Annotated in this window: 24 protein-coding genes and 1 tRNA gene; 11 read left to right on the top strand and 14 right to left on the bottom strand. The window is 64.9% G+C overall.

Annotated features, from left to right (window positions below; translation table 11 throughout):
* Window positions 1–49: 49 nt before the first annotated feature.
* From ACX12D_RS05855 to ACX12D_RS05825, 7 genes are all read right to left on the bottom strand, one after another.
* Window positions 50–134 (bottom strand) — tRNA-Leu (locus ACX12D_RS05855).
* Between the two features lie 208 nt (window positions 135–342).
* Window positions 343–711: a preprotein translocase subunit SecG gene (gene secG, locus ACX12D_RS05850; RefSeq protein WP_150983745.1), complete on the bottom strand. Its 369-nt coding sequence runs from the start codon at window positions 709–711 to the stop codon at window positions 343–345.
* A gap of 46 nt (window positions 712–757) precedes the next feature.
* Window positions 758–1,462 carry a triose-phosphate isomerase gene (tpiA, locus tag ACX12D_RS05845; RefSeq protein ID WP_459373948.1) on the bottom strand — a complete coding sequence of 235 codons (705 nt, stop codon included), beginning with the start codon at window positions 1,460–1,462 and terminating at the stop codon, window positions 758–760.
* A 172-nt stretch (window positions 1,463–1,634) separates the two neighbouring features.
* Entirely contained in the window at window positions 1,635–2,639 is a 1,005-nt protein-coding gene (locus ACX12D_RS05840; protein ID WP_459373261.1) for an NAD(P)H-quinone oxidoreductase, read from the bottom strand.
* A gap of 209 nt (window positions 2,640–2,848) precedes the next feature.
* Window positions 2,849–5,044 (bottom strand): polyribonucleotide nucleotidyltransferase, encoded by a 2,196-nt coding sequence (gene pnp, locus ACX12D_RS05835; protein WP_150983742.1) that lies wholly within the window; start codon window positions 5,042–5,044, stop codon window positions 2,849–2,851.
* 510 nt (window positions 5,045–5,554) lie between these two features.
* Complete coding sequence (rpsO, locus tag ACX12D_RS05830) at window positions 5,555–5,827, bottom strand: 30S ribosomal protein S15 (RefSeq protein ID WP_459373260.1); 273 nt, start codon at window positions 5,825–5,827, stop codon at window positions 5,555–5,557.
* 190 nt (window positions 5,828–6,017) lie between these two features.
* Window positions 6,018–7,262: a branched-chain amino acid ABC transporter substrate-binding protein gene (locus ACX12D_RS05825; protein ID WP_441640618.1), complete on the bottom strand. Its 1,245-nt coding sequence runs from the start codon at window positions 7,260–7,262 to the stop codon at window positions 6,018–6,020.
* 219 nt (window positions 7,263–7,481) lie between these two features.
* Here ACX12D_RS05825 and ACX12D_RS05820 point away from each other — a divergent pair, with 219 nt between their 5' ends.
* Window positions 7,482–8,012 (top strand): hypothetical protein, encoded by a 531-nt coding sequence (locus ACX12D_RS05820; protein ID WP_459373259.1) that lies wholly within the window; start codon window positions 7,482–7,484, stop codon window positions 8,010–8,012.
* A 104-nt stretch (window positions 8,013–8,116) separates the two neighbouring features.
* Here ACX12D_RS05820 and ACX12D_RS05815 read toward each other — a convergent pair whose 3' ends face one another.
* The 7 genes from ACX12D_RS05815 to ACX12D_RS05785 all read right to left on the bottom strand — a co-directional run bounded on the left by ACX12D_RS05815 (window position 8,117) and on the right by ACX12D_RS05785 (window position 15,803).
* Window positions 8,117–9,655, bottom strand: coding sequence for a 2-isopropylmalate synthase (locus ACX12D_RS05815; RefSeq protein ID WP_150983739.1), 1,539 nt, complete (start codon window positions 9,653–9,655; stop codon window positions 8,117–8,119).
* A 377-nt stretch (window positions 9,656–10,032) separates the two neighbouring features.
* Window positions 10,033–10,542: a peptidoglycan-binding protein LysM gene (lysM, locus tag ACX12D_RS05810; protein WP_459373258.1), complete on the bottom strand. Its 510-nt coding sequence runs from the start codon at window positions 10,540–10,542 to the stop codon at window positions 10,033–10,035.
* A 149-nt stretch (window positions 10,543–10,691) separates the two neighbouring features.
* Complete coding sequence (pssA, locus tag ACX12D_RS05805) at window positions 10,692–11,594, bottom strand: CDP-diacylglycerol--serine O-phosphatidyltransferase (protein ID WP_441640621.1); 903 nt, start codon at window positions 11,592–11,594, stop codon at window positions 10,692–10,694.
* Window positions 11,595–11,636: 42 nt separating this feature from the next.
* Window positions 11,637–12,281 carry a phosphatidylserine decarboxylase gene (locus tag ACX12D_RS05800; protein ID WP_459373257.1) on the bottom strand — a complete coding sequence of 215 codons (645 nt, stop codon included), beginning with the start codon at window positions 12,279–12,281 and terminating at the stop codon, window positions 11,637–11,639.
* Window positions 12,282–12,437: 156 nt separating this feature from the next.
* The gene (ilvC, locus tag ACX12D_RS05795; RefSeq protein WP_043344720.1) at window positions 12,438–13,454 is read right to left on the bottom strand and encodes a ketol-acid reductoisomerase; all 1,017 of its coding nucleotides are present in this window, start codon (window positions 13,452–13,454) and stop codon (window positions 12,438–12,440) included.
* A 97-nt stretch (window positions 13,455–13,551) separates the two neighbouring features.
* Complete coding sequence (gene ilvN, locus ACX12D_RS05790) at window positions 13,552–14,043, bottom strand: acetolactate synthase small subunit (protein ID WP_006156850.1); 492 nt, start codon at window positions 14,041–14,043, stop codon at window positions 13,552–13,554.
* Complete coding sequence (locus ACX12D_RS05785) at window positions 14,043–15,803, bottom strand: acetolactate synthase 3 catalytic subunit (RefSeq protein ID WP_150983735.1); 1,761 nt, start codon at window positions 15,801–15,803, stop codon at window positions 14,043–14,045. The genes ilvN and ACX12D_RS05785 overlap by 1 nt, the downstream gene beginning before the upstream one ends.
* Before the next feature lie 369 nt (window positions 15,804–16,172).
* Here ACX12D_RS05785 and ACX12D_RS05780 point away from each other — a divergent pair, with 369 nt between their 5' ends.
* From ACX12D_RS05780 to ACX12D_RS05735, 10 genes are all read left to right on the top strand, one after another.
* The gene (locus ACX12D_RS05780) at window positions 16,173–16,739 is read left to right on the top strand and encodes an RNA polymerase sigma factor (protein WP_006156852.1); all 567 of its coding nucleotides are present in this window, start codon (window positions 16,173–16,175) and stop codon (window positions 16,737–16,739) included.
* The gene (locus ACX12D_RS05775) at window positions 16,736–17,170 is read left to right on the top strand and encodes a DUF3619 family protein (RefSeq protein WP_459373256.1); all 435 of its coding nucleotides are present in this window, start codon (window positions 16,736–16,738) and stop codon (window positions 17,168–17,170) included. The genes ACX12D_RS05780 and ACX12D_RS05775 overlap by 4 nt, the downstream gene beginning before the upstream one ends.
* 2 nt (window positions 17,171–17,172) lie before the next feature.
* Window positions 17,173–17,949 carry a DUF3106 domain-containing protein gene (locus ACX12D_RS05770; protein WP_459373255.1) on the top strand — a complete coding sequence of 259 codons (777 nt, stop codon included), beginning with the start codon at window positions 17,173–17,175 and terminating at the stop codon, window positions 17,947–17,949.
* 200 nt (window positions 17,950–18,149) lie between these two features.
* Window positions 18,150–18,716 carry an RDD family protein gene (locus ACX12D_RS05765; RefSeq protein ID WP_459373254.1) on the top strand — a complete coding sequence of 189 codons (567 nt, stop codon included), beginning with the start codon at window positions 18,150–18,152 and terminating at the stop codon, window positions 18,714–18,716.
* The gene (locus ACX12D_RS05760) at window positions 18,713–19,690 is read left to right on the top strand and encodes an esterase/lipase family protein (RefSeq protein WP_459373253.1); all 978 of its coding nucleotides are present in this window, start codon (window positions 18,713–18,715) and stop codon (window positions 19,688–19,690) included. Before ACX12D_RS05765 ends, ACX12D_RS05760 begins: the two co-directional genes overlap by 4 nt.
* Before the next feature lie 166 nt (window positions 19,691–19,856).
* Window positions 19,857–20,873 carry a metallophosphoesterase gene (locus tag ACX12D_RS05755; protein ID WP_459373252.1) on the top strand — a complete coding sequence of 339 codons (1,017 nt, stop codon included), beginning with the start codon at window positions 19,857–19,859 and terminating at the stop codon, window positions 20,871–20,873.
* A 107-nt stretch (window positions 20,874–20,980) separates the two neighbouring features.
* On the top strand, window positions 20,981–22,165 hold the full coding sequence (locus tag ACX12D_RS05750) for a glycosyltransferase family 4 protein (protein WP_459373251.1): 1,185 nt from the start codon (window positions 20,981–20,983) through the stop codon (window positions 22,163–22,165).
* A complete protein-coding gene (locus tag ACX12D_RS05745) occupies window positions 22,161–22,565 on the top strand; it encodes a diacylglycerol kinase (RefSeq protein ID WP_459373947.1) in 405 nt (134 codons plus the stop codon). The genes ACX12D_RS05750 and ACX12D_RS05745 overlap by 5 nt, the downstream gene beginning before the upstream one ends.
* 138 nt (window positions 22,566–22,703) lie before the next feature.
* Window positions 22,704–23,402: a TetR/AcrR family transcriptional regulator gene (locus ACX12D_RS05740; protein ID WP_459373250.1), complete on the top strand. Its 699-nt coding sequence runs from the start codon at window positions 22,704–22,706 to the stop codon at window positions 23,400–23,402.
* Entirely contained in the window at window positions 23,399–23,983 is a 585-nt protein-coding gene (locus ACX12D_RS05735; protein ID WP_459373249.1) for an LOG family protein, read from the top strand. The genes ACX12D_RS05740 and ACX12D_RS05735 overlap by 4 nt, the downstream gene beginning before the upstream one ends.
* Window positions 23,984–23,986: the final 3 nt, after the last annotated feature.

Below are 23,986 nucleotides of genomic sequence, written 5' to 3'. Positions count from 1 at the left end.
GGGCATACATCCGGGATGCGCTCCGGATGTATGCCCCGATCAAGTTGTTTGGTGCCGACGGCGAGACTCGAACTCGCACAGCTTTCGCCACTACCCCCTCAAGATAGCGTGTCTACCAATTTCACCACGTCGGCTGGGGGAGAAACAATATTGCCTCGCGCCGGGCTTTTCAGGGCCCTGGGTTTTTACACCCTTCGGAACTCTGGCTGGGATACTACTTTATCCTGGCTGGAGCCCCGTCGCTGGGAGATCGTTTCAAGCCTTGTATTCTAACCTAGGATTCTTGTTTTGTTCAATGCACAACAGCAAAAATCTTCAAGAATAAGTCACAAGGCTCGTTGATTATTTCGGTACAGCAGGCGCAGAAGGATTCGAGGCCGCGGCAGCCGATGCAGCAGCAGGCGCCGAAGCCCCCGCCACCGCCGGCGCCACCGCGGGCGCGGAGCCCATCACGCCCAGCGAAGCTGCCGGCCGGTAGTTGCCCATCAGCGTCAGGCTCAGCGTGCAGATGAAGAACAGCGTCGCCAGCACGGCGGTGGTACGCGACAGGAAGTTGGCCGAGCCGGTGGCGCCGAACAGGCTGCCCGAGGCCCCCGAGCCGAACGCCGCGCCGACATCAGCGCCCTTGCCATGCTGCAGCAGCACCAGGCCAATCACGCCAAGCGCGGACAGTACCTGCGCCACTACCAACAAAGTTTTGAAAATTGCCATTTGGTTCGATTCGCTTGCCTGATCAGACCCTATGAGCGGCCGGCATTCAGGCGTTGCCGATCGCGAGGAAATCGTCCGACTTCAACGAGGCGCCTCCGATGAGGCCCCCGTCGATGTCGGGCATGGAAAATAGTTCTGCCGCGTTGTCCGGCTTCACGCTGCCGCCGTACAACATGGCCATGCGAGCCGCCACGCCTGCGTCGCGCGCCGCCACCTGGGCGCGCAGGAAAGCGTGCACGGCCTGGGCCTGCTCGCTGCTTGCGGTCTTGCCCGTGCCGATCGCCCACACCGGCTCATAGGCCAGCACGATGCGGCCGAGTTGCTCAAGCGAGAGGGCCTCGAGCACGGCGCCGAGCTGACGGCCAACCACGGCCTCGGTCTCGCCGGCCTCGCGCTGCGCCAGGCTCTCGCCCACGCACACCACCGGCACAATGCCGAACTCCAGCGCGCGCACCGCCTTGGCCGCCACCGTGGCATCGGTCTCGCCATGGTAGCTGCGGCGCTCCGAATGCCCCACCAGGGCATACGAAACACCGAACTCAGCCAGCATGGAGGCCGCGACTTCGCCCGTGAAGGCACCGCGCGCCTCGGCGGACACGTCCTGCGCGCCCCAGGCCACCGTGGACCCGGCCAGCAACGCCTGGCACTGCGCAAGATACGGGAACGGCGCGCATACCGCCAGGCGCGCGCTTGCGGGCGCTGCCTTGATCGCTTCCAGCAAGGCCACATTGGCAGCCAAGCTGCCGTGCATCTTCCAGTTGCCGATAACGAGCTTTTGTCTCACAGGGCGCCCCTCTCAATCAAACCGGCTATTGTAGCGCGGGCCAAGGCCCTACGCCACAGAAGGGCCCCGAAATCGGCCTGGGGCGCGAGGCCCCGGCCGCACTCGGCCACACTCGGCCATCAGCCCGCTACCAGCGGCATTACCAGGTCAGGACGATCTTGCCGATGTGCTCGCTGGACTCCATCAGCCGATGCGCATCGGCGGCCTGGGCGGCCGGGAAGGTCTGGTGGATCACCGGCTTGATCTTGCCCGCGGCCAGCAGCGGCCACACGTGCTGGTGCAACGCCTGCGCGATCTCGCCCTTGAACGCGACCGGGCGGGGACGCAGCGTGGAGCCCGTCACGGTGATACGGCGGCGCAGGATATCGCCCAGCGGGATCTCGGCCTTGGCGCCACCCAGCAGCGCGATGATCACAATGCGGCCATCGTCGGCGACGCAGGACAGCTCGCGCGCCAGATACGGGCCGGCCACCATGTCGAGGATGACATCCGCGCCGCGGCCGCCGGTCAGGGCCTTGACCTCGGCGACAAAGTCGTCGGCCTTGTAGTTGATGGCACGGTCGGCGCCCAGTTCCTCGCAGGCACGGCACTTGTCGGCGCTGCCGGCGGTGACGAAGACCTTGTGGCCCAGGGCCTTGGCGATCTGGATGGCGGTCGTGCCGATGCCGCTCGAGCCGCCCTGGATCAGCAGGGTCTCGTCCTTGCCCAGCGGGCCGCGGCCCAGGTAGCCGCGATCGAATACGTTGCTCCACACGGTGAAGAACGTCTCCGGCAATGCGGCCGCCTCGACATCCGACAGGCCCGCGGGCACCGGCAGGCATTGCGCCGCGGGGGCCACGCACAACTCGGCGTAACCGCCGCCCTGCACCAGCGCGCACACGCGATCGCCCAGCTTCAGGCCGAAGCGGTTGTCGGGGTGCGCCAGGTCGCCGCCGGCCACCACGCCGGCCACTTCCAGGCCCGGCAGGTCGGACGCGCCGGGTGGCACCGGGTAGTTGCCGGTACGCTGGAACACGTCAGGACGGTTGATGCCGGCCGCGGCCACGCGGATCAGGATCTCGCCGGCCTTGGGCACGGGGTCGGGCCGTTGCGCCAGCTGCAGGACTTCGGGGGCGCCGTACTCGCGGATTTCGATGGCTTGCATTGCTGCTCCTTGCGGTTAGGGACCTCGCGCATGCGGCGGGCTCGCGCACGCAGGGCGGGGGGATCAATCTGGGCACCCGCCATGCAGCGGGCCGAACAGCCGGGCCGCATGGGGTGGGACTGGCGGGAGTGTAAACAAAAAAGCGGCTGGACATCGCCAGCCGCTTTTTCTGCTACGGGTACCGTCGTTCCACCGGCACCGTAAAACGCTTACTGCTGTTGCTGATCAGCCGAAGGCGTCGTCGGTGCGGCCGGTGCTGCCGGAGCAGCAGGTGCCTCGCTGGTGTTGGCGATCGGGCTGATGCTGCCGCCCTCTTCGGCCAGCGCGGCCTTCAGGGACAGGCGCAGGCGGCCCTTCTCGTCAGCCTGGATCAGCTTGACGCGCACGTGTTGGCCTTCCTTGAGCCAGTCCTTGATGTCCTTGACGCGTTCGTTGACGATCTCGGAGATATGCAGCAGGCCATCCTTGCCCGGCAGGATGTTGACGATGGCGCCAAAGTCCAGCAGCTTGAGCACGGTGCCGGCGTAGATCTTGCCCACTTCGGCTTCCGCGGTGATGCCTTCGATGCGGCGCTTGGCTTCGGCCATGCCTTCGGTCGAGGTCGAGGCGATGGTGATGGTGCCGTCTTCCTGGATGTCGATGGTGGTGCCGGTTTCCTTGGTCAGGGCCTGGATGGTCGAGCCGCCCTTGCCGATCACTTCGCGGATCTTGTCCGGATGGATCTTCATGGTGATCATGCGCGGTGCGTGCTCCGACAGCTCGGTGCGCGCATGGCCCATCGCGTCCTGCATCTTGCCCAGGATATGCAGGCGGCCTTCCTTGGCTTGCGCCAGCGCGACCTGCATGATTTCCTTGGTGATGCCCTGGACCTTGATGTCCATCTGCAGCGCGGTGATGCCGGTGTCGGTACCTGCGACCTTGAAGTCCATGTCGCCGAGGTGGTCCTCGTCGCCCAGGATGTCGGTCAGCACGGCGAACTTGTTGCCTTCCAGGATCAGGCCCATGGCCACGCCGGCCACGTGCGCCTTGATCGGAACGCCTGCGTCCATCAGTGCCAGGCAGCCGCCGCACACCGATGCCATCGACGACGAGCCGTTGGATTCGGTGATTTCGGACACCAGGCGGATGGTGTAGGCAAATTCGTCATCCTTCGGCAGGACCGGGATCAGCGCGCGCTTGGCCAGGCGGCCGTGGCCGATTTCGCGGCGCTTGGGGCTGCCCACGCGGCCGGTTTCGCCGGTGGCGAACGGAGGCATGTTGTAGTGGAGCATGAAGCGGTCGCGGTACTCGCCGGCGAGCGCGTCGATGATCTGCTCATCGCCCTTGGTGCCCAGCGTGGCAACCACCAGCGCCTGGGTTTCGCCACGGGTGAAGATGGCCGAGCCGTGAGCGCGCGGCAGCACCGACGAGCGGATCTCGATCGGGCGCACGGTGCGGGTGTCGCGGCCATCGATGCGCGGCTCGCCCGACAGCACCTGGCTGCGCACGATCTTGGCTTCGATGTCGAACAGCACGTTGCCCACTTCGACCTTGTCGGCTTCCACGCCGGCTTCGGCCAGCTTGGCCGCCACGGTGGCGTAGACTTCCTTGAGCTTTTGGCTGCGAGCCGACTTCTGGCGCAGCTGGTAGACGTCCTGCAGCAGCGGCAGGGCGATCTCGCCGACCTTGGCGATCAGCGCTTCGTTCTTCGGTGCCGCGGTCCAGTCCCACTCCGGCTTGCCGCCGTCGCGCACCAGGTCATGGATGGCATTGATGGCCGTCTGCATTTGCTCGTGGCCGTAGACCACGGCGCCCAGCATCACCTCTTCCGACAGTTGGCGGGCTTCCGACTCCACCATCAGTACGGCGCGCTCGGTACCGGCAACCACCAGGTCCAGTTCCGAAGCGGCGATTTGCGAACGGGTCGGGTTCAGCAGGTACTGGCCGTCCTTGTAGCCAACGCGCGCTGCGCCGACCGGGCCGCTGAACGGAATGCCCGACACTGCCAGGGCAGCCGAGGCGCCGATCAGGGCGGGGATGTCAGCCGGGACTTCCGGGTTCAGCGACAGCACGTGGATGACCACTTGCACTTCGTTGTAGAAGCCTTCCGGGAACAGCGGGCGCAGCGGGCGGTCGATCAGGCGCGAGGTCAGCGTCTCGTTTTCCGACGGACGGCCTTCACGCTTGAAGAAGCCACCGGGGATCTTGCCGGCAGCGTAGGTCTTTTCGATGTAGTCGACGGTCAGCGGGAAGAAATCCTGGCCGGCCTTGGGCGACTTGGCAGCGACAACGGTGGCGAGCACCACGGTGTCTTCAATGTCGACGATCACGGCACCGCCAGCCTGGCGGGCAACCTCGCCGGTTTCCAGGCGCACCTTGTGCTGGCCCCACTGGAATTCCTTGACGATCTTGTTGAACATGGTCATGAGCGTTCCTTTTGTTCGTGCTTGCACGCTTGTGCAACGCCCGCGTTAGCAGCCGCGGGCGAACTGCCGGATCAGCGTCGGCCTCAGTCACAGGGAAGTGCTATGCCATTCCAGCGCGATACCTGGTGCGATACCTGGTTCTGGTACGTGGCATCTGCCTTGGCAGATACCGCGCTGGAATGACACAAAGCCCCGCTTCCTTGCCCGACTCCGGTATGGATTAACAGTAAAAAAAACTGAAAAATGCTAAAAAAAGCTAAAGAACACAGTAACTTACTCCGTTGCACGTCTTGGCGCAACGTGTGCCAGCCCTCGGGGTCATGGCACCATCAAGTAGAGCAAAAATCACTTGCAGCAATACCGGACATCGACCGGGCAGCGGCCGGACCTGCGACATTTCATCCGCAAAAACAAAATGCCTGCATCAGCGAGGCTGACGCAGGCATTAGTGGCTCACGCGAAGGCGTGCAGTGCATCCATTCGTGCTGCCATCCGGACGATCCTGGCTGCTTACTTACGCAGGCCGAGCTTCTCGATCAGCGAACGATAACGGTCGGCATCGTTGGCCTTGAGGTAGTCCAGCAGGCGGCGACGACGGCTCACCATGCGCAGCAGACCGCGGCGGCTGTGGTGATCCTTCATGTTGGCCTTGAAGTGGGGGGTCAGTTCGTTGATGCGGGTGGTCAGCAGAGCGACCTGGACTTCGGGGCTACCCGTGTCGTTGGCGGCACGTGCGAACTGCTTGATGACTTCGGTTTTGTTGCTGACTTGGGCTTCTGCCATGGTGATTTCCTTTTCACTTGCGAACGCTACAGCACGAAATGTGCCGCATGCGTCGTGCCTTGTGCGTGTCTTACATACAGGCAACTGTCTCGCCGGGCCGGTTTATGACAACCGGCTGGCTATGACAGCGGGCGATTATAACGGAAAACGGGCCGGCGATGGCGTTTGCGGCAACGCCGGCCCGGAACCGCTAGAACCGCTCCATCTTGCAGGTCGTGGGCAACATGGTCTGCGCCGACTTTAGCTTCCTCACCGTGCGAAAGCCATAGCCCGACCCCTCGTTGTCAAAGCGCACATCGCCGCCCTGCTTCTCCATCACCGACACGTAGAGCGGCTGCAGCACCTGGTGGTCATCGGCGCGGATCGTCGCATCATGGAAGTCGTTGACGTAGCGCATGCCCTCCAGCGCACGCGCCACCTTGACGGCGTCGGTCGAGCCCGCCTGCTCGATGGCCCGGGCAAGCATCTCCACCATCATCTGCATGCGCAGGTGAACGTAGTCGTCCCTGGGCTCGGGGTAACGGGCACGGAACGCCTGGTAGAACGCGTCCGACGCCGCGCCGCCCACGTTGGGGTGCCACTCCGCCACCGCGAGCACACGCCCTACCCCGGCATCGCCCATGGCCGCCGGCGCGCCCAGCCCGTTGCCGTAGAAGGTGTAGAACTTGGCGTTCAGCCCGCCCTCGCGCGCGGCCTTGATCATCAGTGTGAGATCGTTGCCCCAGTTGCCCGTGATCACCGCATCCGCGCCGCTGGCCTTGATCTTGGCGATATACGGGGCAAAGTCCTTGATCTTGCCGATCGGGTGGAACTCATCGCCCACGATGCGCAGCTCAGGCCGCTTGGCCGCCAGCATCTCCCGTGCCGAACGCGACACCTGATGGCCGAAACTGTAGTCCTGGTCGATCAGGTAGACGCGCCGCACGCCGGCATCGGCACGGATGACTTCGGTCAGGGCCTGCATGCGCATGTCAGCGCTGGCATCGAAACGAAAGTGCCAGAAGCTGCAGCCCTCGTTGGTCAGTGTGGGATCGACCGCCGAGTAATTCAGGAAGAGCACGCGGGCATCGGGCTGCCGGCTGTTGTGGCGGTTGATCGCGCTGACCAGCGCGCCAGCCACCGCTGAGCTGTTGCCTTGCAGGACAAAGGGAATCCGCTTGTCCACCAGAGCGCGCAACTGGATCAGGCTCTCGTCGACATTGCCCTTGCTATCGAAGGTAACCAGCTCGAGGGGCCGCGCGCCTTCCGCGGTCTTGACGCCACCGCGCGCATTGACGCGGTCGATGGCGATCCGCAGGTTGCGCACCACCGCGTCGCCCGCGTTGGCAAAGGGGCCGGACAACCCTTCGATCATGCCGAGACGGATCGGCTCCTGCGCGCCGGCGCTCGCCGCCACCGCCAGCAAACAGCCCGCCAGCCATCGTTTAGCCCACATCGAGTGATCTCCCGCCAAAGCGCTGCATGGTAAGCCAGGGACCCAGCCTAGGCAAATCGGATCGCATTCGCGGCAAAACGGGAGATTGGGCGAGGATGGGGGTGCCATGGCGGCGCTTACCCTCAGAAAGCCGGCGCGTGCCACATGAGGCGCACACAACTTCTGCGCGCCGCTACACTCTTGGTCCATATCCTCACGAATTTGAACAAGAGAACTGTCATGAACGCCTCATCGTCGCGCCGTGCTGCCCAGTGGCTCGTGCTAGCAGCAGCGGCAGCCGTCCTGCCGGCCTGCTCGGTGCTGCAACCGGTCAAAGTCGGCCAGGACATGGTGGGCGCGCCAGAAGCCGCCGTACAAGCCCATTTCGGCACGCCAACCGATACCTACCAGCTAGCCGACGGCACGCAGCGCTGGATCTACTCCAAGCAACCCTTTGGGCAACAATCCTACGCGGCTGACTTCGACCGCAGCGGCCATCTGACCATGTTCCGGCAGATGCTGCAGACCAGCGAGCTCTACAAGGCGAAAGTTGATGTGTGGACCAAGCTGGACGTGGAGCAACACTTCGGCAAGCCGCGCGAGCCCAAGCAGTATTACCCGCTGATGAAGCGCGAAGTGTGGTCTTACCGCTTCAAGCATGAGGACAACTGGCCGTCGATGTTCCATTTCTATTTCGACGACGCCGGCGTGCTGCGCCAGACCCAGATCACGCCAGACCCGCTCGCGGACGGGCCGGGCCGGCGCCGCTGAAGGTACGGAAATGCAAAAAGCCCGCCGTCATCCTCATGGGAATGCGGCGGGCCGATTCAAGCCCCGCGGCCGGATAGGCCGCGGGCTTACCGGTCAGATCGGGATCAGATCTGCGGGTTGATCTTCTGCACGGCCTTGTCGTGCAGCTTGTTCAGCGCGGCCAGGTAGGCCTTGGCCGAGGCGGCCACGATATCGGGATCGGTGCCCACGCCGTTGACGATGCGCCCGCCCTTGGACAAGCGGACCGTCACTTCGCCCTGGGCCTGCGTGCCGGCGGTGATGGCATTGACCGAATACAGCACCAGCTCGGCGCCGCTGGCGACCTTGCCCTCGATGGCGTGCAGCGTGGCATCGACCGGGCCATTGCCCTCGCCTTCGCCCGTCACCTCATTGCCGTCCATGTTGAACACCACGCGCGCATGCGGGCGCTCGCCGGTCTCGGAGTGCTGCGACAGCGAGATAAAGCGGAAGTGCTCGTTGACGTCGTGCGCCTCGTCGGAAACGATGGCCATGATGTCTTCATCGAAGATCTCGGACTTCTGGTCGGCCAGTTCCTTGAAGCGGGTGAACGCGGCATTGACCTCGCCCTCGCTCTCCAGCTCGATGCCGAGTTCCTGCAGGCGTTGCTTGAAGGCGTTGCGGCCCGAGAGCTTGCCCAGCACGATCTTGTTGGCGGTCCAGCCCACGTCTTCCGCGCGCATGATCTCGTAAGTATCGCGCGCCTTCAGCACGCCATCCTGGTGGATGCCCGAAGCGTGCGCGAAGGCATTAGCGCCCACCACGGCCTTGTTGGGCTGCACCACGAAGCCGGTGATCTGCGACACCAGCTTGGAAGCCGGCACGATCTGCGTGGTATCCACGCCGACGTCCATGTCGAAGTAGTCGCGGCGCGTCTTGACCGCCATCACGACTTCTTCCAGGCTGGTATTGCCGGCACGCTCGCCGAGGCCGTTGATGGTGCACTCGACCTGGCGCGCACCGCCGAGCTTGACCGCCGCCAGCGAATTGGCCACGGCCATGCCGAGGTCGTTGTGGCAATGCACGGACCAGATGGCCTTGTCGGAATTGGGGATGCGTTCGCGCACCGAGCGGATCAGGCCCGCGTAGCCTTCCGGCACGGCGTAGCCCACCGTATCCGGCAGGTTGATGGTGGTAGCGCCTTCCTTGATCACGCCTTCGAGCACGCGGCACAGGAAATCCATGTCCGAGCGGCTGCCGTCTTCGGGCGAGAATTCGATATCGTCGGTGAACTGGCGCGCAAAGCGCACCGCCTGGATGGCTTGCTCGAAAACCTGGTCCGGCGTCATGCGCAGCTTCTTTTCCATATGCAGCGCCGAGGTGGCGATGAAGGTATGGATGCGGAAGGAGTTGGCCGGCTTGAGCGCCTCCGCGGCGCGGGCGATATCGCGGTCGTTGGCGCGGGCCAGCGAGCAGATGGTCGAATCCTTGACGACCTGGGCGATGGAGCGGATCGCTTCGAAGTCGCCGTTGGAGCTGGCGGCAAAGCCCGCCTCGATCACGTCGACCTTCAGGCGCTCCAGCTGGCGCGCGATGCGGATCTTTTCCTCGCGGGTCATGGAGGCGCCGGGCGACTGCTCGCCGTCGCGCAAGGTGGTGTCGAAAATAATGAGTTTGTCGGACATGGTTGGGGCTCCTGGGCTGACTTTTGTATTTGGCGAATCGGGTGGATGTCCCGGCATTCGCCGTTTCGTTTTGCTGTGCTGCTGTATTCGTGCTGAATGCAAAACGCCCCGGCGTGCAGTGATGCAGGCCGGGGCGTTTATAAATCCTGTGTGACTTTACGCGAGGGGCTTGGCTTCCCTCAGCGCGAACGCGTCCCGACCTGACGGCCTAGTAGGCCACCTAGAATGGTGCGGGCGAGTAGGGCTTGGCGCGAAATCATGTGAGCGACTATAGCCGAGAAGCCAGGTGTGTGCAATATGGATGCATCAATCAGGCCGTATCCGGGCGACAGCCGAAAAACAGGCCAGGGAGCGCCATGCCCCCTGGGCGGCGGGCGTCAGGCCTTGGGCGGGATGCGCAGCTTCTGGCCGGGGTAGATCTTGTCCGGATTCGTCAACATCGGCTCGTTGGCCTCGAAAATCGCGGTGTACAGCGCGCCGTTGCCGTAGGCCGTCTGGGAGATCGCCCACAGGGTGTCGCCCTTGACCACGGTGTGCCAGGTCGATTCGGTGGAGTCGACATTGACCGACATCTTGTCGTCGACCTTGTCCACGCCTTGCACATTGCCGCAGCACAGGATGATCTTCTCGCGGGTGGCCTGGTCCGGCGCCACGCCGAACACCGTCACCAGCCCCTGCGAGCCGTCCACCTGCACCATCAACCCGGTGGCGTCGAGGTTCATCTGCTTGATGTAGCCTTCGATGGCATCGCCGGCGGCGCGGTTGGCCGCATCGGCATCGGCATCCGCCACCGGCGCATCGGCCGGATCCGCCGCGGGAGCGGCTTGTGCAGCGCTGCCGCCAAACAGTTTCTCTCCTGCTTCCTTGATGAAGTCGAGCATGCCCATGAGAACCTCCAGTGATGTGATAAGTGGACGACAAGGGGGACTACATACAACCGAGGCTACAGTGAACCACGGCAAACGCCACGGCAATGCGGCAACCTGGAAAACAAATGTAAAAAAAGGCGCCGTAGCGCCTTTTTACCAACCTGTGATCAGGATCGATCGTTCCCGCCGTCCCGCACCTTGCGGATTTCGGCCGGCTTGCCGTGCAGCGCATGCCAGCCCCACAGCAGGTAGCCGGAGATGGCGTAGGCCACGAACAGGCCGAACAACGCCACCGGCGGATCCGTCGAGACCACCACGAACAAGACCAGCACCAGCACCATCATGCCGAAGGGCACGCGATAGCGCACATCGAGCGCCTTGCCGCTATAGAACGGCGCGTTGGAGACCATCGACAGCCCGGCGTACAGCGTGATGCCGAACGCCACCCACGGCATCCACAGGTCCTTGACCGGCAGCTTGTTGTCGATCACCAGCCAGACAAAGCCGGCCACCAGCGCCGCCGCCGCCGGGCTGGGCAGCCCCTGGAAGAAGCGCTTGTCGACCACGCCGATGTTGGCATTGAAGCGCGCCAGGCGCAGCGCGGCGCAGGTGCAATACACAAAGGCGGCAATCCAGCCCCACTTGCCCAGGTCGTGCAGGATCCACTCATACATCACCAGCGCCGGCGCCACCCCGAACGAGGTCATGTCCGACAACGAATCGTATTGCTCGCCAAACGCGCTCTGCGTATTGGTGATGCGTGCGACACGCCCGTCCATGCCGTCCAGCACCATCGCGGCGAAGATGGCGATGGCCGCGCTGTCAAAGCGCATGTTCATGGCCTGCACGATGGCAAAGAAGCCGGCGAACAGCGCCGCGGTGGTGAACGCGTTGGGCAGCAGGTAAATGCCGCGACGCCGCGGGCGCACGTACTCGATGTCGTGATCGTCCCCAGCTTCGTCGTCAAAACTGTCGGACTCGTTGCCACGCAACTGATTGTGGCGGAAAGGACGCAAGTTGGTCACGTTGCCATTGGTAACGCGCTTATTGCGTCGGTTGAAAGCACCCATGCCTGTTCTCCAGTGGGTCTGATCTGTTCCGGCGTCGCCGGATTAATCCAGCTCAGCCAGGATGGTCGACGAGGCCGACACCTTCTCGCCGATGGTCACGCGCGGGCGCGCATCCACCGGCAGGTAGACGTCGACACGCGAGCCAAAGCGGATGAAGCCATAGCGCTGGCCGCGCGACAGCGTCTCGCCGACGCGGGTGTAGCAGAGGATGCGGCGGGCCACCAGGCCGGCCACCTGTACCAGGGTCACCACCTTGCCGTCCGCGGCACGGCGGATGACCACGGCGTTGCGTTCGTTCTCGAGCGAAGCCTTGTCGAGGTCGGCGTTGACGAACTTGCCGGGAAAATACTCGACCTTCTCGACCTTGCCGTCCACGGACACGCGGTTGGAGTGTACGTTGAACACGTTCATGAAGACGCTGATCTTCAGCGCCTCGCGGCCCGCGTACGGGTCCATGGTCTTCTCGACCACCACGATGCGGCCATCGGCAGGCGCCAGGACAGCGTTCGGCTGGGCGGGAATGGACCGCGGCGGATCACGGAAGAACTGCAGCACGAACAGTGTAATGATCCACAGCGGAAAGGCCCACCAGAAGCCAGCGCTGACCTGCACCAGCAGCGAGATGACAAAGGCGCCAGCCAGGAACGGCCAGCCTTCACGGGCGATCAGCGGATGAGGATAGTTCATGCAATGCTTACTTGGTGGATAAAGTCTGACAAGGATAACAAAAAGCCGTTCAGCCCCCGCCTGAATAACCCCTCGAGAGGGGGAATTGTGCGGAACACTGAACGGCTGCGGCCCGCGCCGTCAGGAGCGGCGGGCCGTCGAGCTGTCTAGTACAGCTTAGTTCTTCGACTGGTCGACCAGCTTGTTCTTTGCGATCCAGGGCATCATCGCGCGCAGCTTGGCACCCACTTCTTCGATCTGGTGCTCAGCGGTCAGGCGGCGGCGCGAGATCAGGGTCGGGGCGCCGGCCTTGTTCTCGAGCAGGAAGCTCTTGGCGTACTCGCCGGTCTGGATGTCGGTCAGGCATTGCTTCATGGCCTTCTTGGTCTCCTCGGTCACGACGCGCGGGCCGGTGACGTATTCGCCGTATTCGGCGTTGTTGGAGATCGAGTAGTTCATGTTGGCGATGCCGCCTTCATAGATCAGGTCGACGATCAGCTTGAGTTCGTGCAGGCACTCGAAGTAGGCCATTTCCGGCGCGTAGCCAGCTTCCACCAGCGTTTCGAAGCCAGCCTTGATCAGCTCGACGGTACCGCCGCACAGCACGGCTTGCTCGCCGAACAGGTCGGTTTCGGTTTCTTCGCGGAAGTTGGTTTCGATGATGCCGGCGCGGCCGCCGCCGTTGGCGGTAGCGTACGACAGGGCGATGTCACGGGCGGCGCCGGACTTGTCCTGGTGCACGGCGATCAGGTGGGGCACGCCGCCGCCTTGGGCGTAGGTCGAGCGCACGGTGTGGCCCGGAGCCTTCGGCGCGATCATGATGACGTCGAGGTCGGCGCGCGGGATCACGGCACCGTAGTGCACGTTGAAGCCGTGGGCGAAGGCCAGTGCGGCGCCTTGCTTGATGTTGTCGTGCACTTCGTTCTTGTACACGTCGGCGATCTGCTCGTCCGGCAGCAGGATCATGACCACGTCGGCGTCCTTGACGGCGTCAGCCACTTCCTTGACCTGCAGGCCGGCGTTGACGGCCTTGTTCCACGATGCGCCGCTCTTGCGCAGGCCAACGGTGACCTTGACGCCGGAGTCGTTCAGGTTCTGCGCGTGGGCGTGGCCTTGCGAGCCGTAGCCGATGATGGTGACGTTCTTGCCCTTGATCAGGGAGAGGTCGGCGTCCTTGTCGTAAAACACTTTCATGATGGTTCCTTCAGTCTTTCGTTTTCGTGTGTCGGGTTGGCGGCCACCGCCCGGCTAGTGCCGGCACCGGCGCCGCCCTTGGATACTGCAATCAGGCTCAGACCTTCAGGATGCGCTCGCCGCGGCCAATGCCCGAGCCGCCGGTACGGACGGTCTCGAGGATGGCGGCGCGGTCGATGGCGTCCAGGAAGGCATCCAGCTTGCCGCCGTTGCCGGTCAGCTCGATGGTGTAGGTCTTCTCGGTGACGTCGATGATGCGGCCGCGGAAGATGTCGGCGGTGCGCTTCATTTCCTCGCGCTCCTTGCCGACCGCGCGCACCTTCACGAGCATCAGCTCGCGCTCGATGTGTGCGCCTTCGGTCAGGTCCACCACCTTGACCACTTCCACCAGGCGGTTCAGGTGCTTGGTGATCTGCTCGATGATGTCGTCCGAACCGCTGGTGACGATCGTCATGCGCGACAGCGAGGCGTCTTCGGTGGGGGCCACCGTCAGCGTCTCGATGTTGTAGCCGCGCGCCGAGAACAGGCCCACCACGCGCGACAGCGCGCCCGGTTCATTTTCCAGCAGGACCGAAATGATATGTCGCATTACAGGTCCTCCGCGCCGAGCAGCATCTCGGAGATGCCCTTGCCGGCCTGGACCATCGGCCACACGTTTTCAGTCGGGTCGGTCTGGAAATCGAGGAACACGGTACGGTCTTTCAGGCGGAAGGCTTCGCGCAGGGCGGGCTCGACGTCGGCCGTCTTTTCGATGCGCATGCCGATATGGCCATAGGCCTCGGCCAGCTTGACGAAGTCGGGCAGCGCGTCCATGTAGGAATGCGAGTAGCGGTTGTCGTACTCGATTTCCTGCCACTGGCGCACCATGCCGAGATAGCGGTTGTTGAGTGCGCAGATCTTCACCGGGGTGTCGTACTGCAGGCAGGTCGACAGCTCCTGGATGTTCATCTGGATCGAGCCTTCGCCGGTGATGGTCACCACTTCCTTCTCGGGGAAGGCTTTCTTGATGCCCATCGCGTACGGCAAGCCCACGCCCATCGTGCCCAGGCCGCCGGAATTGATCCAGCGGCGCGGCTCGTTGAACTTGTAGAACTGCGCGGCCCACATCTGGTGCTGGCCCACGTCCGAGCAGACGAAGGCATCGCCGTGCGTCAGCTCCCAGATCTTCTCAACCACGTACTGCGGCTTGATGATCTCGGAGTTGCGGTCGTACTTGAGGCAGTCCACCGAACGCCATTGCTCGATCTGTTCCCACCACTTGGCCAGGGCCTCGCGCTTGGGCTTGACGTCGCTGGCCTGCAGCTGGGAGATCAGCTCCTGCAGCACATCCTTGACATGGCCCACGATGGGAATGTCGACCTTGACCCGCTTCGAGATGGAAGACGGATCGATGTCGATATGGATGATCTTGCGCGGCTGCGAGGTGAAGTGCGCCGGGTTGCCGATCACGCGATCGTCGAAACGCGCCCCGATGGCGATCAGCACGTCGCAGTTCTGCATGGCCATGTTGGCTTCATACGTGCCGTGCATGCCGAGCATGCCGACGAACTGCTTGCTGGTGCCGGGGAACGAGCCGAGGCCCATCAGCGTGTTGGTGACCGGATGGCCGGTCAGCGCGGCAAGCTGGCGCAGCTCTTCGCTGGCGTTGGCCAGCACCACACCGCCGCCTGCATAGATGAACGGCCGCTCGGCGCCCTGCAACAGCGCGAGCGCCTTGCGGATCTGGCCCGAATGGCCCTTGTTCACCGGGTTGTACGAGCGCATGTCGATCGACTTGGGATACTCGTACTTGCAGGCATTGCGCGAGACGTCCTTGGGAATATCGACGACAACGGGGCCGGGACGGCCGGTTGCGGCAATATAGAACGCCTTCTTGATGGTCGCGGCGAGATCGCGGACGTCCTTGACCAGGAAGTTGTGCTTGACGATGGGGCGGGTGATGCCGACCGTGTCGCATTCCTGGAAAGCATCCTGGCCGATAGCGTGCGTCGGCACGTTACCGGTGATGATCACCATCGGGATCGAGTCCAGGTAGGCCGTGGCAATGCCCGTCACCGCATTGGTGACGCCGGGACCAGAGGTCACCAGGGCGCAGCCCACCTTGCCGGTCGCACGCGCATAGCCGTCTGCGGCATGAACCGCGGCCTGCTCGTGGCGCACCAGGATGTGCTCGATCTTCTTTTGCTTGTAGAACTCGTCGTAGATATACAGCACTGCGCCGCCGGGGTAGCCCCAGACGTACTCGACGCCTTCTTCGGCAAGTGCGTGAACGAGAATCTCCGCCCCGATCATTTCGGGTGCGGCGGATGAATTGCTGTCTGCGTGGAATTCCGCGCTGGGCATGTTCATTTTAGTCCTTTGCAATTTTCGGCAAAAAATTGTTCGGATGCTCTCTGCCGGGCTTGTGGCACGGGTTCAAGCGGTGCGCGTCTGCATGATAGACCGCCTCATAAGCGGCCGAATGAGACAACCACTGATGTCGTGTGAACCCGCGACGATACTGGATTGATTCGGGCTTGTCTACGGGCTTTTTTAAGCGAGGGGGCATCCCGTCACCCTTCAGACTCCGCCGCCGCGCGCTGAGCCTGAATGACCACAAAAGAGAACAAGGATGGTCACCGGGGGGGTTATTTGCTAGCATCCCACCATTTTGGACGTGCAAGAAGCCCTACCCTGCACTTCCACCGGCCAAGGCCCCACCGTCTGTACCCCGCCTGCATGGCAACCGATCAGGAACTATCCGACTTTCTCGCCAGCGTCGAGCGGCGTGCCTTCAAACAGGCCGTGTTTGCGGTGCGCGACGACGAAGCCGCCCTGGACATCGTCCAGGACGCGATGATCAAGCTCGCCGAAAAATACGGCGACAAGAGCGCCGCCGAACTCGCGCCGCTGTTCCAGCGCATACTCCAAAACACCATTCACGACTGGTTCCGCCGCCAGAAAGTACGCAATACCTGGGTCACCCTGTTTTCCAACCTGCGCGACGACCGCGAAGGCGAGGATAATGACCTGCTCGACACTTTCGAGGCCGAAATCGGCTCCGAATCAGCGGAAAGCAGCGCCGACAAGGTGGAACGCGCCCAGACCATGCACATCATCGAACAGGAGATCCAGCGCCTGCCGACGCGTCAACGCGAAGCCTTCCTGATGCGTTACTGGGAGGATATGGACGTCGCGGAAACGGCTGCTGTCATGGGATGCTCCGAAGGCAGCGTCAAGACGCACTGTTCCCGTGCCACGCACACACTGGCGCAGGCATTGCGAGCGCGGGGGGTCCGACTATGAGCACCAGAAACGAAAAAGAAATCAACGAACGCCGCCTGGCACACGATATCCGCACGGCACTAGATGCCTCTGCGAATGCGTTGCCGGACAATGTGACCGATCGGCTTGCCGCCGCGCGGCGGATTGCGCTGTCTCGCAAGAAAGCGCATGCCGCCGTCGCCGTGCCGCAACTGGCCTCGGCCGGGATGCCCTCGCTCTCTTTCGACGAGGACGACTCGGCACTCCACCGTGCAGGTTCCTGGCTGCGCCGCCTTGGGCTGGTATGGACGCTGGTGGCGCTGGCCGCCGGGCTGGCGGGCATCTACCACTGGCAGCAGCAAAAGCGCGTCGATGAGCTGGCGGATGTGGACGCAGCGATGCTGCTCGACGACCTCCCGCCGACGGCGTACGCGGATCAGGGCTTCCACGTGTTCCTCAAGCGCGGTCAGTAGGCATGGCCGGCGCTGACATCATCCCCGACGCACCGCGCCGGCGGTTGGCGGCCTTGCTGCTGGCCGGCCTGGCCGCCACCGCCGCGATCTGGTCGCTGGTTCCGGCCACTTGCCAGGCTCAGGGCGGCCACCCCGGCGGCGCGCCCGCGGCCAGCCTCGCCAATGCGCACCCGAACTGGAACGAGCTCAATGCCGTCCAGCAGCGCGTGCTCGCGCCGCTGGCAGGCGAGTGGAACAATTTCCCCGAACTCAACCGGCGCAAATGGCTGCAGATCGCGGAACGATACGAGAAGTTCTCGCCCGCGGAACAGGCGCGGCTGCAGACCCGCATGACCGAATGGGTCAAGATGACGCCCCAGCAACGCCGCCTGGCGCGCGAAAACTACCAGATCACGCGTTCGCTGCCCGCCCAGAAGAAGGCCGAGGCCTGGAACAAGTACCAGCAACTGCCGGAAGAGCAAAAAAAGAACCTGGCGGCTGCCGAAAAAGTGCCACGCCGCCCCGGCGCGGTCAGCGCCTTGCCCTCCGGCAAGCGCCTGCCAGCCGAGACCACCCGGCAACTGCACCTGGAAAAGAAGGCACCCGGCACCGCGTCGGCCGCCGCGCGCGCCCGCCCGCCCGCTGCCGGCACGCCGGCGGCGGAGTCCCAAGCTGCCATGCCAGGCGCCGCTGCCGGCGCACTGGTGCCGACCGTGGACACGCCGCGCGAGGCGGCCACCGAGGCCACGGCCAGCAGCACGGGCGCTACCGCCAACCCTGACGAGGCGGTGCGCCGCTGAGCCGCCGCGCGGTTGCCCGGTTGGCTCGCCCCCGCGCCCTCCCACGCAAGCTACCCGCCCCAACCGTGCTTTGGCATAATGCCGCTTGCGCCGGCCCGGCCGTGCTCGCTTGCTGCCTCGCGGCCCGGCTCTCGCGGCCCGGCCTTGCCTTCCTCCGGCGTGCCGGCCCTACCGCCTGATTGCCTTATCGCCTTATCGCCATGCCCGCCGTGACCACGCCCAAACCCAACGCCAAGCCGGCCGCATCAGGCGCGCCGGCCAGTCCCGTGCGCCCGGCCGAGGCACCGACGATCCGCCGCCGCATCGCCTGCATGCTGTACGAAGGCGTATTGCTGTTCGGCGTGCTCAGCGCCTCGACGGGGGTCTATCTGCTGGCGCGCCCGACGTTGCAACAGCTTGGGCTGGACGGCCCGTTCACGATGCAGTGCTGGAGCTTCCTGATACTGGGCTGCTACTTCGTCTGGTTCTGGCAGCGCAACGGACAGACGCTCGCCATGCAGACCTGGCGCATGCGGGTCGAGACGGCCGCGGGCGTGCCCCCGCGCTGGCCACAGGCCACGCTGCGCTACCTGCTGGCATGGCTGTGGCTGCCGCCTTCGGCGGCGCTCGGGCACGCGCTCGGCCTGGTCAAGGGCCCGTTCGTCGGCGTACTGTGCGCTGGCCTGCTGGCTTGGATCCTGCTGGCTCTGCTCGACCCGAGGCGGCAGTTCCTGCATGACCGCCTGGCCCGCACCCGCCTGGCCGACCTGCGCCCGCCCAAGCCATGAACCTGTCGGCTGCCGCCTTGCGCCGCATCGCGGTGGCATTGCAGGCCGCCGTGGCGCTAGGCTGCGCCGCTGAACTCAACGCTCTGCATGGGTGGCCCCTCGCCGTTGGCCTACTGGCCGGCATTGGCGTGGTGCTGGCGATATTGGGGCTGTCTGTTGCCGGCGCCTTTGCCTTTACGCTGTTCGGCCTGGGCGAGCCCGAGGCGACGCGCCCCCCCATCCCTCCCGCCCTGCTGGCCATGCGGCCAGCCCGGTTGACGCCATGGCAGGCGCTGGGCTGCTACTTGCGTGAATACGCCGCCGTGTTCCGGATGTTCAACTGGCTGCAGCCCTTCTGCTCGCACCGCCGCTTGCGCCCGGCCAAAGCCCCGGGCTCGTGCCCGCCGCTGCTGCTGGTGCACGGCTATGGCTGCAACCACGCCGTCTGGCTCGACATGCAGCCTGCCCTGGCGGCGGCCGGCTACCACTGCGAGGCGATCGACCTGGACCCGGTGTTTGGCGACATCGACCAATACGCCCTCGAAATACGCGCTGCCATCGCGCGCATCGCCGCCACCACCGGCCAGCCGCCGCTGCTGCTCTGCCATAGCATGGGCGGCCTGGCCGCGCGCGCGGCGCTGGCGGGACGCGGCAAGCCCCCGCCCTGCCGCGGCATCGTCACGCTGGGCACGCCGCATCACGGCTGCGTGCTGGCCCGCTATGGCAGGGGCTTCAATTCCCGCCAGATGCGCTGCGCCAGCGCCTGGCTGCGCGCGCTGGCAGCGCGCGAAACGTCGCGCCAGCGCGCTGCCCTGGTGTCGATCTTCAGTTGGCATGATTCGATTGCCGGCCCGCTGGGGACCTCCTGGATGGAGGGAGCGCATCATGTGGCGCTTAGCGGCATCGGGCATGTCAGCCTGCTGCGGCATCCGGTGGCCACGCAGGCTGTGTTGCGGGCGCTGGCGCAGTTGTCAGCGGTGGCGCCGGCGGCCTGAGGAGCCAACAGCGCCAGCCGCTGAAAGCCCCCCAGCCACGCGATAGCGACGCAGTAGCCACGCAATAGCCAACTTCCCCACAACAGTCATATGACGTTCATGTTTCCTTAACGGCTTCGTCACGCGCCGCTGGCCCAATGCAGCCATCGTCGCTACCGAGGCCGCCATGGTTCAAGCTCTTCGTTCTGCCCGCGGACATCTGGCCAAGGCCACGCAACTGCTGCGCAGCCGCACCGCCGAGTCGCAATCCCTGCCGCGGCCCATGTCATTGCCTGCCGCACTGGCCGCCTTCATGCCACCGGCCAGCGACTTGCAGCAACGGCCTCCCGGGCGTTGCGCCACCTCTCCCGCCAGCGCCCCGCCCCCCGAAGCCACCACCCAGCCCCCCCATCCGTCCCATCCCACCCGCCACTACCGCGCCATCTGGCTGTCCGACATCCACCTCGGCACGGCCGGCTGCCAGGCCGACTACCTGCTCGACTTCCTCAAGCACAATGAATCGGACCAGCTCTACCTGGTCGGCGACATCATCGATGGCTGGCAGCTGCGCCGCGGCTGGTACTGGCCACAGAGCCACAACGATGTGGTGCAGAAGCTGCTGCGCAAGGCGCGCAAGGGCACCGAGGTGATCTACGTGCCGGGCAACCACGATGAGGTGGCGCGCCAGTTCGACGGCCTCGCCTTCGGCGATATCACGGTGCGCGAGGATGCCGTCCACGTCACCGCCGCGGGCAAGCGCCTGTGGGTGGTGCACGGCGACCTGTTCGACGGCGTGGTGCAGCACGCGCGCTGGCTGGCTTACCTGGGCGACTCGCTCTACACCCTGATCCTAGCCATCAACCGGCACTTCAACCGCATCCGCGCGCGCCTGGGCTTTCCCTACTGGTCGCTGTCGCAATACCTGAAGCACCAGGTCAAGAACGCGGTCAACTACATCAATTCGTTCGAGCAGGCGATGGTGGACGAGGCGCGCCGGCGCGGCTGCGATGGCGTGATCTGCGGCCATATCCACAAGGCCGAGATCCGCGAGGTCGACGGCCAGCTCTACTGCAACGACGGCGACTGGGTGGAGAGCCTCTCCGCCCTGGTGGAGACGCAGGACGGCGAATTGCAGATCGTCTACTGGACCACCCTGCTCGATGCGCCGGCCACGGCTGGGCGCCGCGCCGTCGCCACGGCCTGACGAGACTTGAGCGCGGCACCCGCCCCACACGCCGCCATCCGTACAACGGGTTGGCCGTGGCCTCGCCGAGGCCGGCCACCCACGCGGCCTGGCCGCAAGGAGCTGCTATGAAGATCCTGATCGTCACCGATGCCTGGGAGCCGCAGGTCAATGGCGTGGTGCGCACGCTCAAGTCCACCCGCCGCGAACTGATCGCGATGGGGCACACGGTGGAGCTGATCACGCCGCAGGAATTCACCACCATTCCCTGCCCGACCTATCCGGAGATCGCACTGTCCCTGTTCGCCGGCGCCAAGGTCCGCGAGCGCATCCGCGCCTTCGCGCCGGACGCGCTGCATATCGCCACGGAAGGCCCGCTCGGGCTGGCTGCGCGCCGCTATGCGATCCGCGAGCAGTTTCCGTTCACCACCGCGTACCACACGCGTTTTCCGGAGTACGTGCAGGCACGCTTCGGCATTCCGCTTGCCTGGACCTACCGCTTCCTGCGCTGGTTCCACGGCCCGGCGCGCGCCGTGATGGCGCCCACGCCGGTGGTGCTGCAGGACCTGCATCGCTTTGGCATCACCCACGGCGTGCTGTGGACCCGCGGCGTCGACCTCGATGTCTTCACCACCCAGCAGGCCAACGTGCTCAACACGGCGCACCCGATCTTTCTCTACGTGGGGCGCGTCGCCGTGGAAAAAAACGTAGAAGCCTTCCTCGCGCTGGACCTGCCCGGCTCCAAGTGGGTAGTGGGCGACGGGCCGGCGCTGGCATCGCTGCGCGCGCGCTATCCGGCGGCCAACTACCTGGGCGTACTGACCCAGCCGGAGCTGGCCAAGGTGTATGCTTCGGCCGACGTCTTCGTATTCCCCAGCCGCACCGATACGTTCGGGCTGGTGCTGCTCGAAGCCCTGGCCAGCGGGCTGCCGGTGGCGGCCTATCCGGTGACCGGGCCGATCGATGTGCTCGGCCAGAGCGACGCCGGGGTGATGCACGAAGATTTGCGTGAAGCTTGCCTGGAAGCGCTGCGCATCGACCGCGCCACCGCTCGCGCCCATGCCGAACGGTTCTCGTGGCGCGCCGCCTCCGAGCAGTTCCTGACTCACCTGCAGCCGCTGCCGGCCGTACGCGCGACTCCCAACGGCACGACCGGCACCACTGCTCGCCCCTCTTCCGAACATGCCGACTCCGCATCGCCCACCGCATCGCCCACCGTCCGAACCGCACCGCCCGCCGGCACCGCAGACCGTCACCTCAGCACCGGCACCGGCCCCGGCACCGGACTCGCCGAACAGCGACTACACGATTGAGCAAAACCCCCACAAGGGCAACCGCGGCCTGGCGCGGGCCTGGCATGCCGGCATCAACTCGGTGTCCGGCCTGCGCTACGCGGTGCTGGAAGAAAGCGCGTTTCGCCAGGAGCTGACGCTGGTGGTCATCCTGACGCCCTGCGCCTTGCTGCTGCCGGTCGGCATCGTCGAGCGCATCCTGCTGCTGGGCACCCTGCTGCTGGTGCTAATCGTGGAATTGCTCAACTCCAGCGTGGAGGCCGCGGTCGACCGGATCTCGCTGGAGCGGCACAGCCTGTCCAAGCGCGCCAAGGACTTCGGCAGCGCGGCGGTCATGCTGGCGCTGGTGCTGTGCGGCGGCACCTGGCTGGCCATCGCGGGGCCGATCGTGATGGCCTGGCTGCGCACGCTGGCGGCCTGACAGGCTAGCGGCACAGGCCCGGCGCAAGCCCGGCACGGCGGCGCGCGGACGGGGCCAAAGGCGCTTGCGGCCTTGCGGCAAACGGCGATTGCTTATAATCGCCTTCAACTCACCGAATTGCCGCTCGCCCGGTCGCCTATGGAACCCAAACAGCAAGCCGGTCCCCGCCGCACCCGGGACCGCATCCTGGACGTCTCGCTCCGCCTGTTCAACGAGGTGGGCGAGCCCAACGTCACCACCACCACCATTGCGGAAGCCATGGAGATCAGCCCCGGCAATCTCTACTATCACTTCCGCAACAAGGACGACATCATCAGTTCCATCTTCGTGCTGTTCGAGCAGGAGATGGAGCGCCGCCTGAAGTTGCCCGACGATCACAAGGCCACGCTGGACGAAAGCTGGTGCTACCTGCAGTACATGGCGGAGTTCCTGTGGAACTACCGCTTCCTGTACCGCGACATCAATGATCTGCTGGCGCGCAACCGCATGCTTGAAACCAATTTCAAGCGCATCGTCGAGCAGAAGAAGCGCTTTGCGATGGAGATCTGCCGGCAGTTCCAGGAAGACGGCGAGATGGAGGCCACAGCCGAGCAGGTCGAGGCCATCTGCACCAATATCGTGGTGATCGCCACCTACTGGCTGTCGTTCCAGTTCGTGCAGCATCCGCGCCAGTACAACGACCCCGAATTGATCCGCGGCTACCTGCACGGCGCCAGCTACCATATCTTCTCGATCCTGGCCCCTTACCTGCGCGGCAAGGCCCGCCAGGCATTCGACAAGCAAGCCCAGGAATACGCCGCCGCCAAGGCGGCGCAAACAGAAAAGGAGCAAAAGTGAAGTCCGTTTGCATCTATTGCGGCTCCAGCCCCGGCAATCGCCCCGAGTACGCCGCCGCGGCGCGCGCCATGGGCAAGACCCTGGCCGAGCGCGGCCTTGCACTGGTGTACGGCGGGGGCAAGGTCGGGCTGATGGGCACCGTGGCCGACGCCGTGCTGGCTAACGGCGGCACCGCCATCGGCATCATTCCCGATGCGCTGATGCAAAAGGAAGTCGGCCATCGCGGCCTGACCGAGCTGCACGTGGTGCGCAACATGCACGAGCGCAAGCAGATGATGGCAGACCGCGCCGATGCATTCATCGCCATGCCGGGCGGCGTCGGCACCTTCGAGGAACTGTTCGAGACCTTCACCTGGCTGCAGCTGGGCTATCACGCCAAGCCCGTGGGACTGCTCAATGTGGAAGGCTTCTACGACAGCATGCTGGGCTTCATGCAGCACGCCGTGGACGAAGGCTTCCTGAAGCAGGTCCACAACGACCTGCTGCATGTGGCGCCTACGCCCGAAGGCATCCTCGACAAGCTCGCCAACGCGCCGCGCTTGCTGGTGGACAAGTGGCAGGAGAAACGCGAGGAGACCTGATGG

The organism is Cupriavidus sp. PET2-C1 (assembly GCF_054515855.1).
This window is presented reverse-complemented; position numbering and strand designations above follow the sequence as displayed.

Coding starts and splice junctions, on each gene's coding strand:
- secG (WP_150983745.1), bottom strand. CDS start 711: ATGGCAATTTTCAAAACTTTGTTGGTAGTGGCGCAGGTACTGTCCGCG.
- tpiA (WP_459373948.1), bottom strand. CDS start 1,462: ATGCACGGCAGCTTGGCTGCCAATGTGGCCTTGCTGGAAGCGATCAAG.
- ACX12D_RS05840 (WP_459373261.1), bottom strand. CDS start 2,639: ATGCAAGCCATCGAAATCCGCGAGTACGGCGCCCCCGAAGTCCTGCAG.
- pnp (WP_150983742.1), bottom strand. CDS start 5,044: ATGACCATGTTCAACAAGATCGTCAAGGAATTCCAGTGGGGCCAGCAC.
- rpsO (WP_459373260.1), bottom strand. CDS start 5,827: ATGGCAGAAGCCCAAGTCAGCAACAAAACCGAAGTCATCAAGCAGTTC.
- ACX12D_RS05825 (WP_441640618.1), bottom strand. CDS start 7,262: ATGTGGGCTAAACGATGGCTGGCGGGCTGTTTGCTGGCGGTGGCGGCG.
- ACX12D_RS05820 (WP_459373259.1), top strand. CDS start 7,482: ATGAACGCCTCATCGTCGCGCCGTGCTGCCCAGTGGCTCGTGCTAGCA.
- ACX12D_RS05815 (WP_150983739.1), bottom strand. CDS start 9,655: ATGTCCGACAAACTCATTATTTTCGACACCACCTTGCGCGACGGCGAG.
- lysM (WP_459373258.1), bottom strand. CDS start 10,542: ATGGGCATGCTCGACTTCATCAAGGAAGCAGGAGAGAAACTGTTTGGC.
- pssA (WP_441640621.1), bottom strand. CDS start 11,594: ATGGGTGCTTTCAACCGACGCAATAAGCGCGTTACCAATGGCAACGTG.
- ACX12D_RS05800 (WP_459373257.1), bottom strand. CDS start 12,281: ATGAACTATCCTCATCCGCTGATCGCCCGTGAAGGCTGGCCGTTCCTG.
- ilvC (WP_043344720.1), bottom strand. CDS start 13,454: ATGAAAGTGTTTTACGACAAGGACGCCGACCTCTCCCTGATCAAGGGC.
- ilvN (WP_006156850.1), bottom strand. CDS start 14,043: ATGCGACATATCATTTCGGTCCTGCTGGAAAATGAACCGGGCGCGCTG.
- ACX12D_RS05785 (WP_150983735.1), bottom strand. CDS start 15,803: ATGAACATGCCCAGCGCGGAATTCCACGCAGACAGCAATTCATCCGCC.
- ACX12D_RS05780 (WP_006156852.1), top strand. CDS start 16,173: ATGGCAACCGATCAGGAACTATCCGACTTTCTCGCCAGCGTCGAGCGG.
- ACX12D_RS05775 (WP_459373256.1), top strand. CDS start 16,736: ATGAGCACCAGAAACGAAAAAGAAATCAACGAACGCCGCCTGGCACAC.
- ACX12D_RS05770 (WP_459373255.1), top strand. CDS start 17,173: ATGGCCGGCGCTGACATCATCCCCGACGCACCGCGCCGGCGGTTGGCG.
- ACX12D_RS05765 (WP_459373254.1), top strand. CDS start 18,150: ATGCCCGCCGTGACCACGCCCAAACCCAACGCCAAGCCGGCCGCATCA.
- ACX12D_RS05760 (WP_459373253.1), top strand. CDS start 18,713: ATGAACCTGTCGGCTGCCGCCTTGCGCCGCATCGCGGTGGCATTGCAG.
- ACX12D_RS05755 (WP_459373252.1), top strand. CDS start 19,857: ATGGTTCAAGCTCTTCGTTCTGCCCGCGGACATCTGGCCAAGGCCACG.
- ACX12D_RS05750 (WP_459373251.1), top strand. CDS start 20,981: ATGAAGATCCTGATCGTCACCGATGCCTGGGAGCCGCAGGTCAATGGC.
- ACX12D_RS05740 (WP_459373250.1), top strand. CDS start 22,704: ATGGAACCCAAACAGCAAGCCGGTCCCCGCCGCACCCGGGACCGCATC.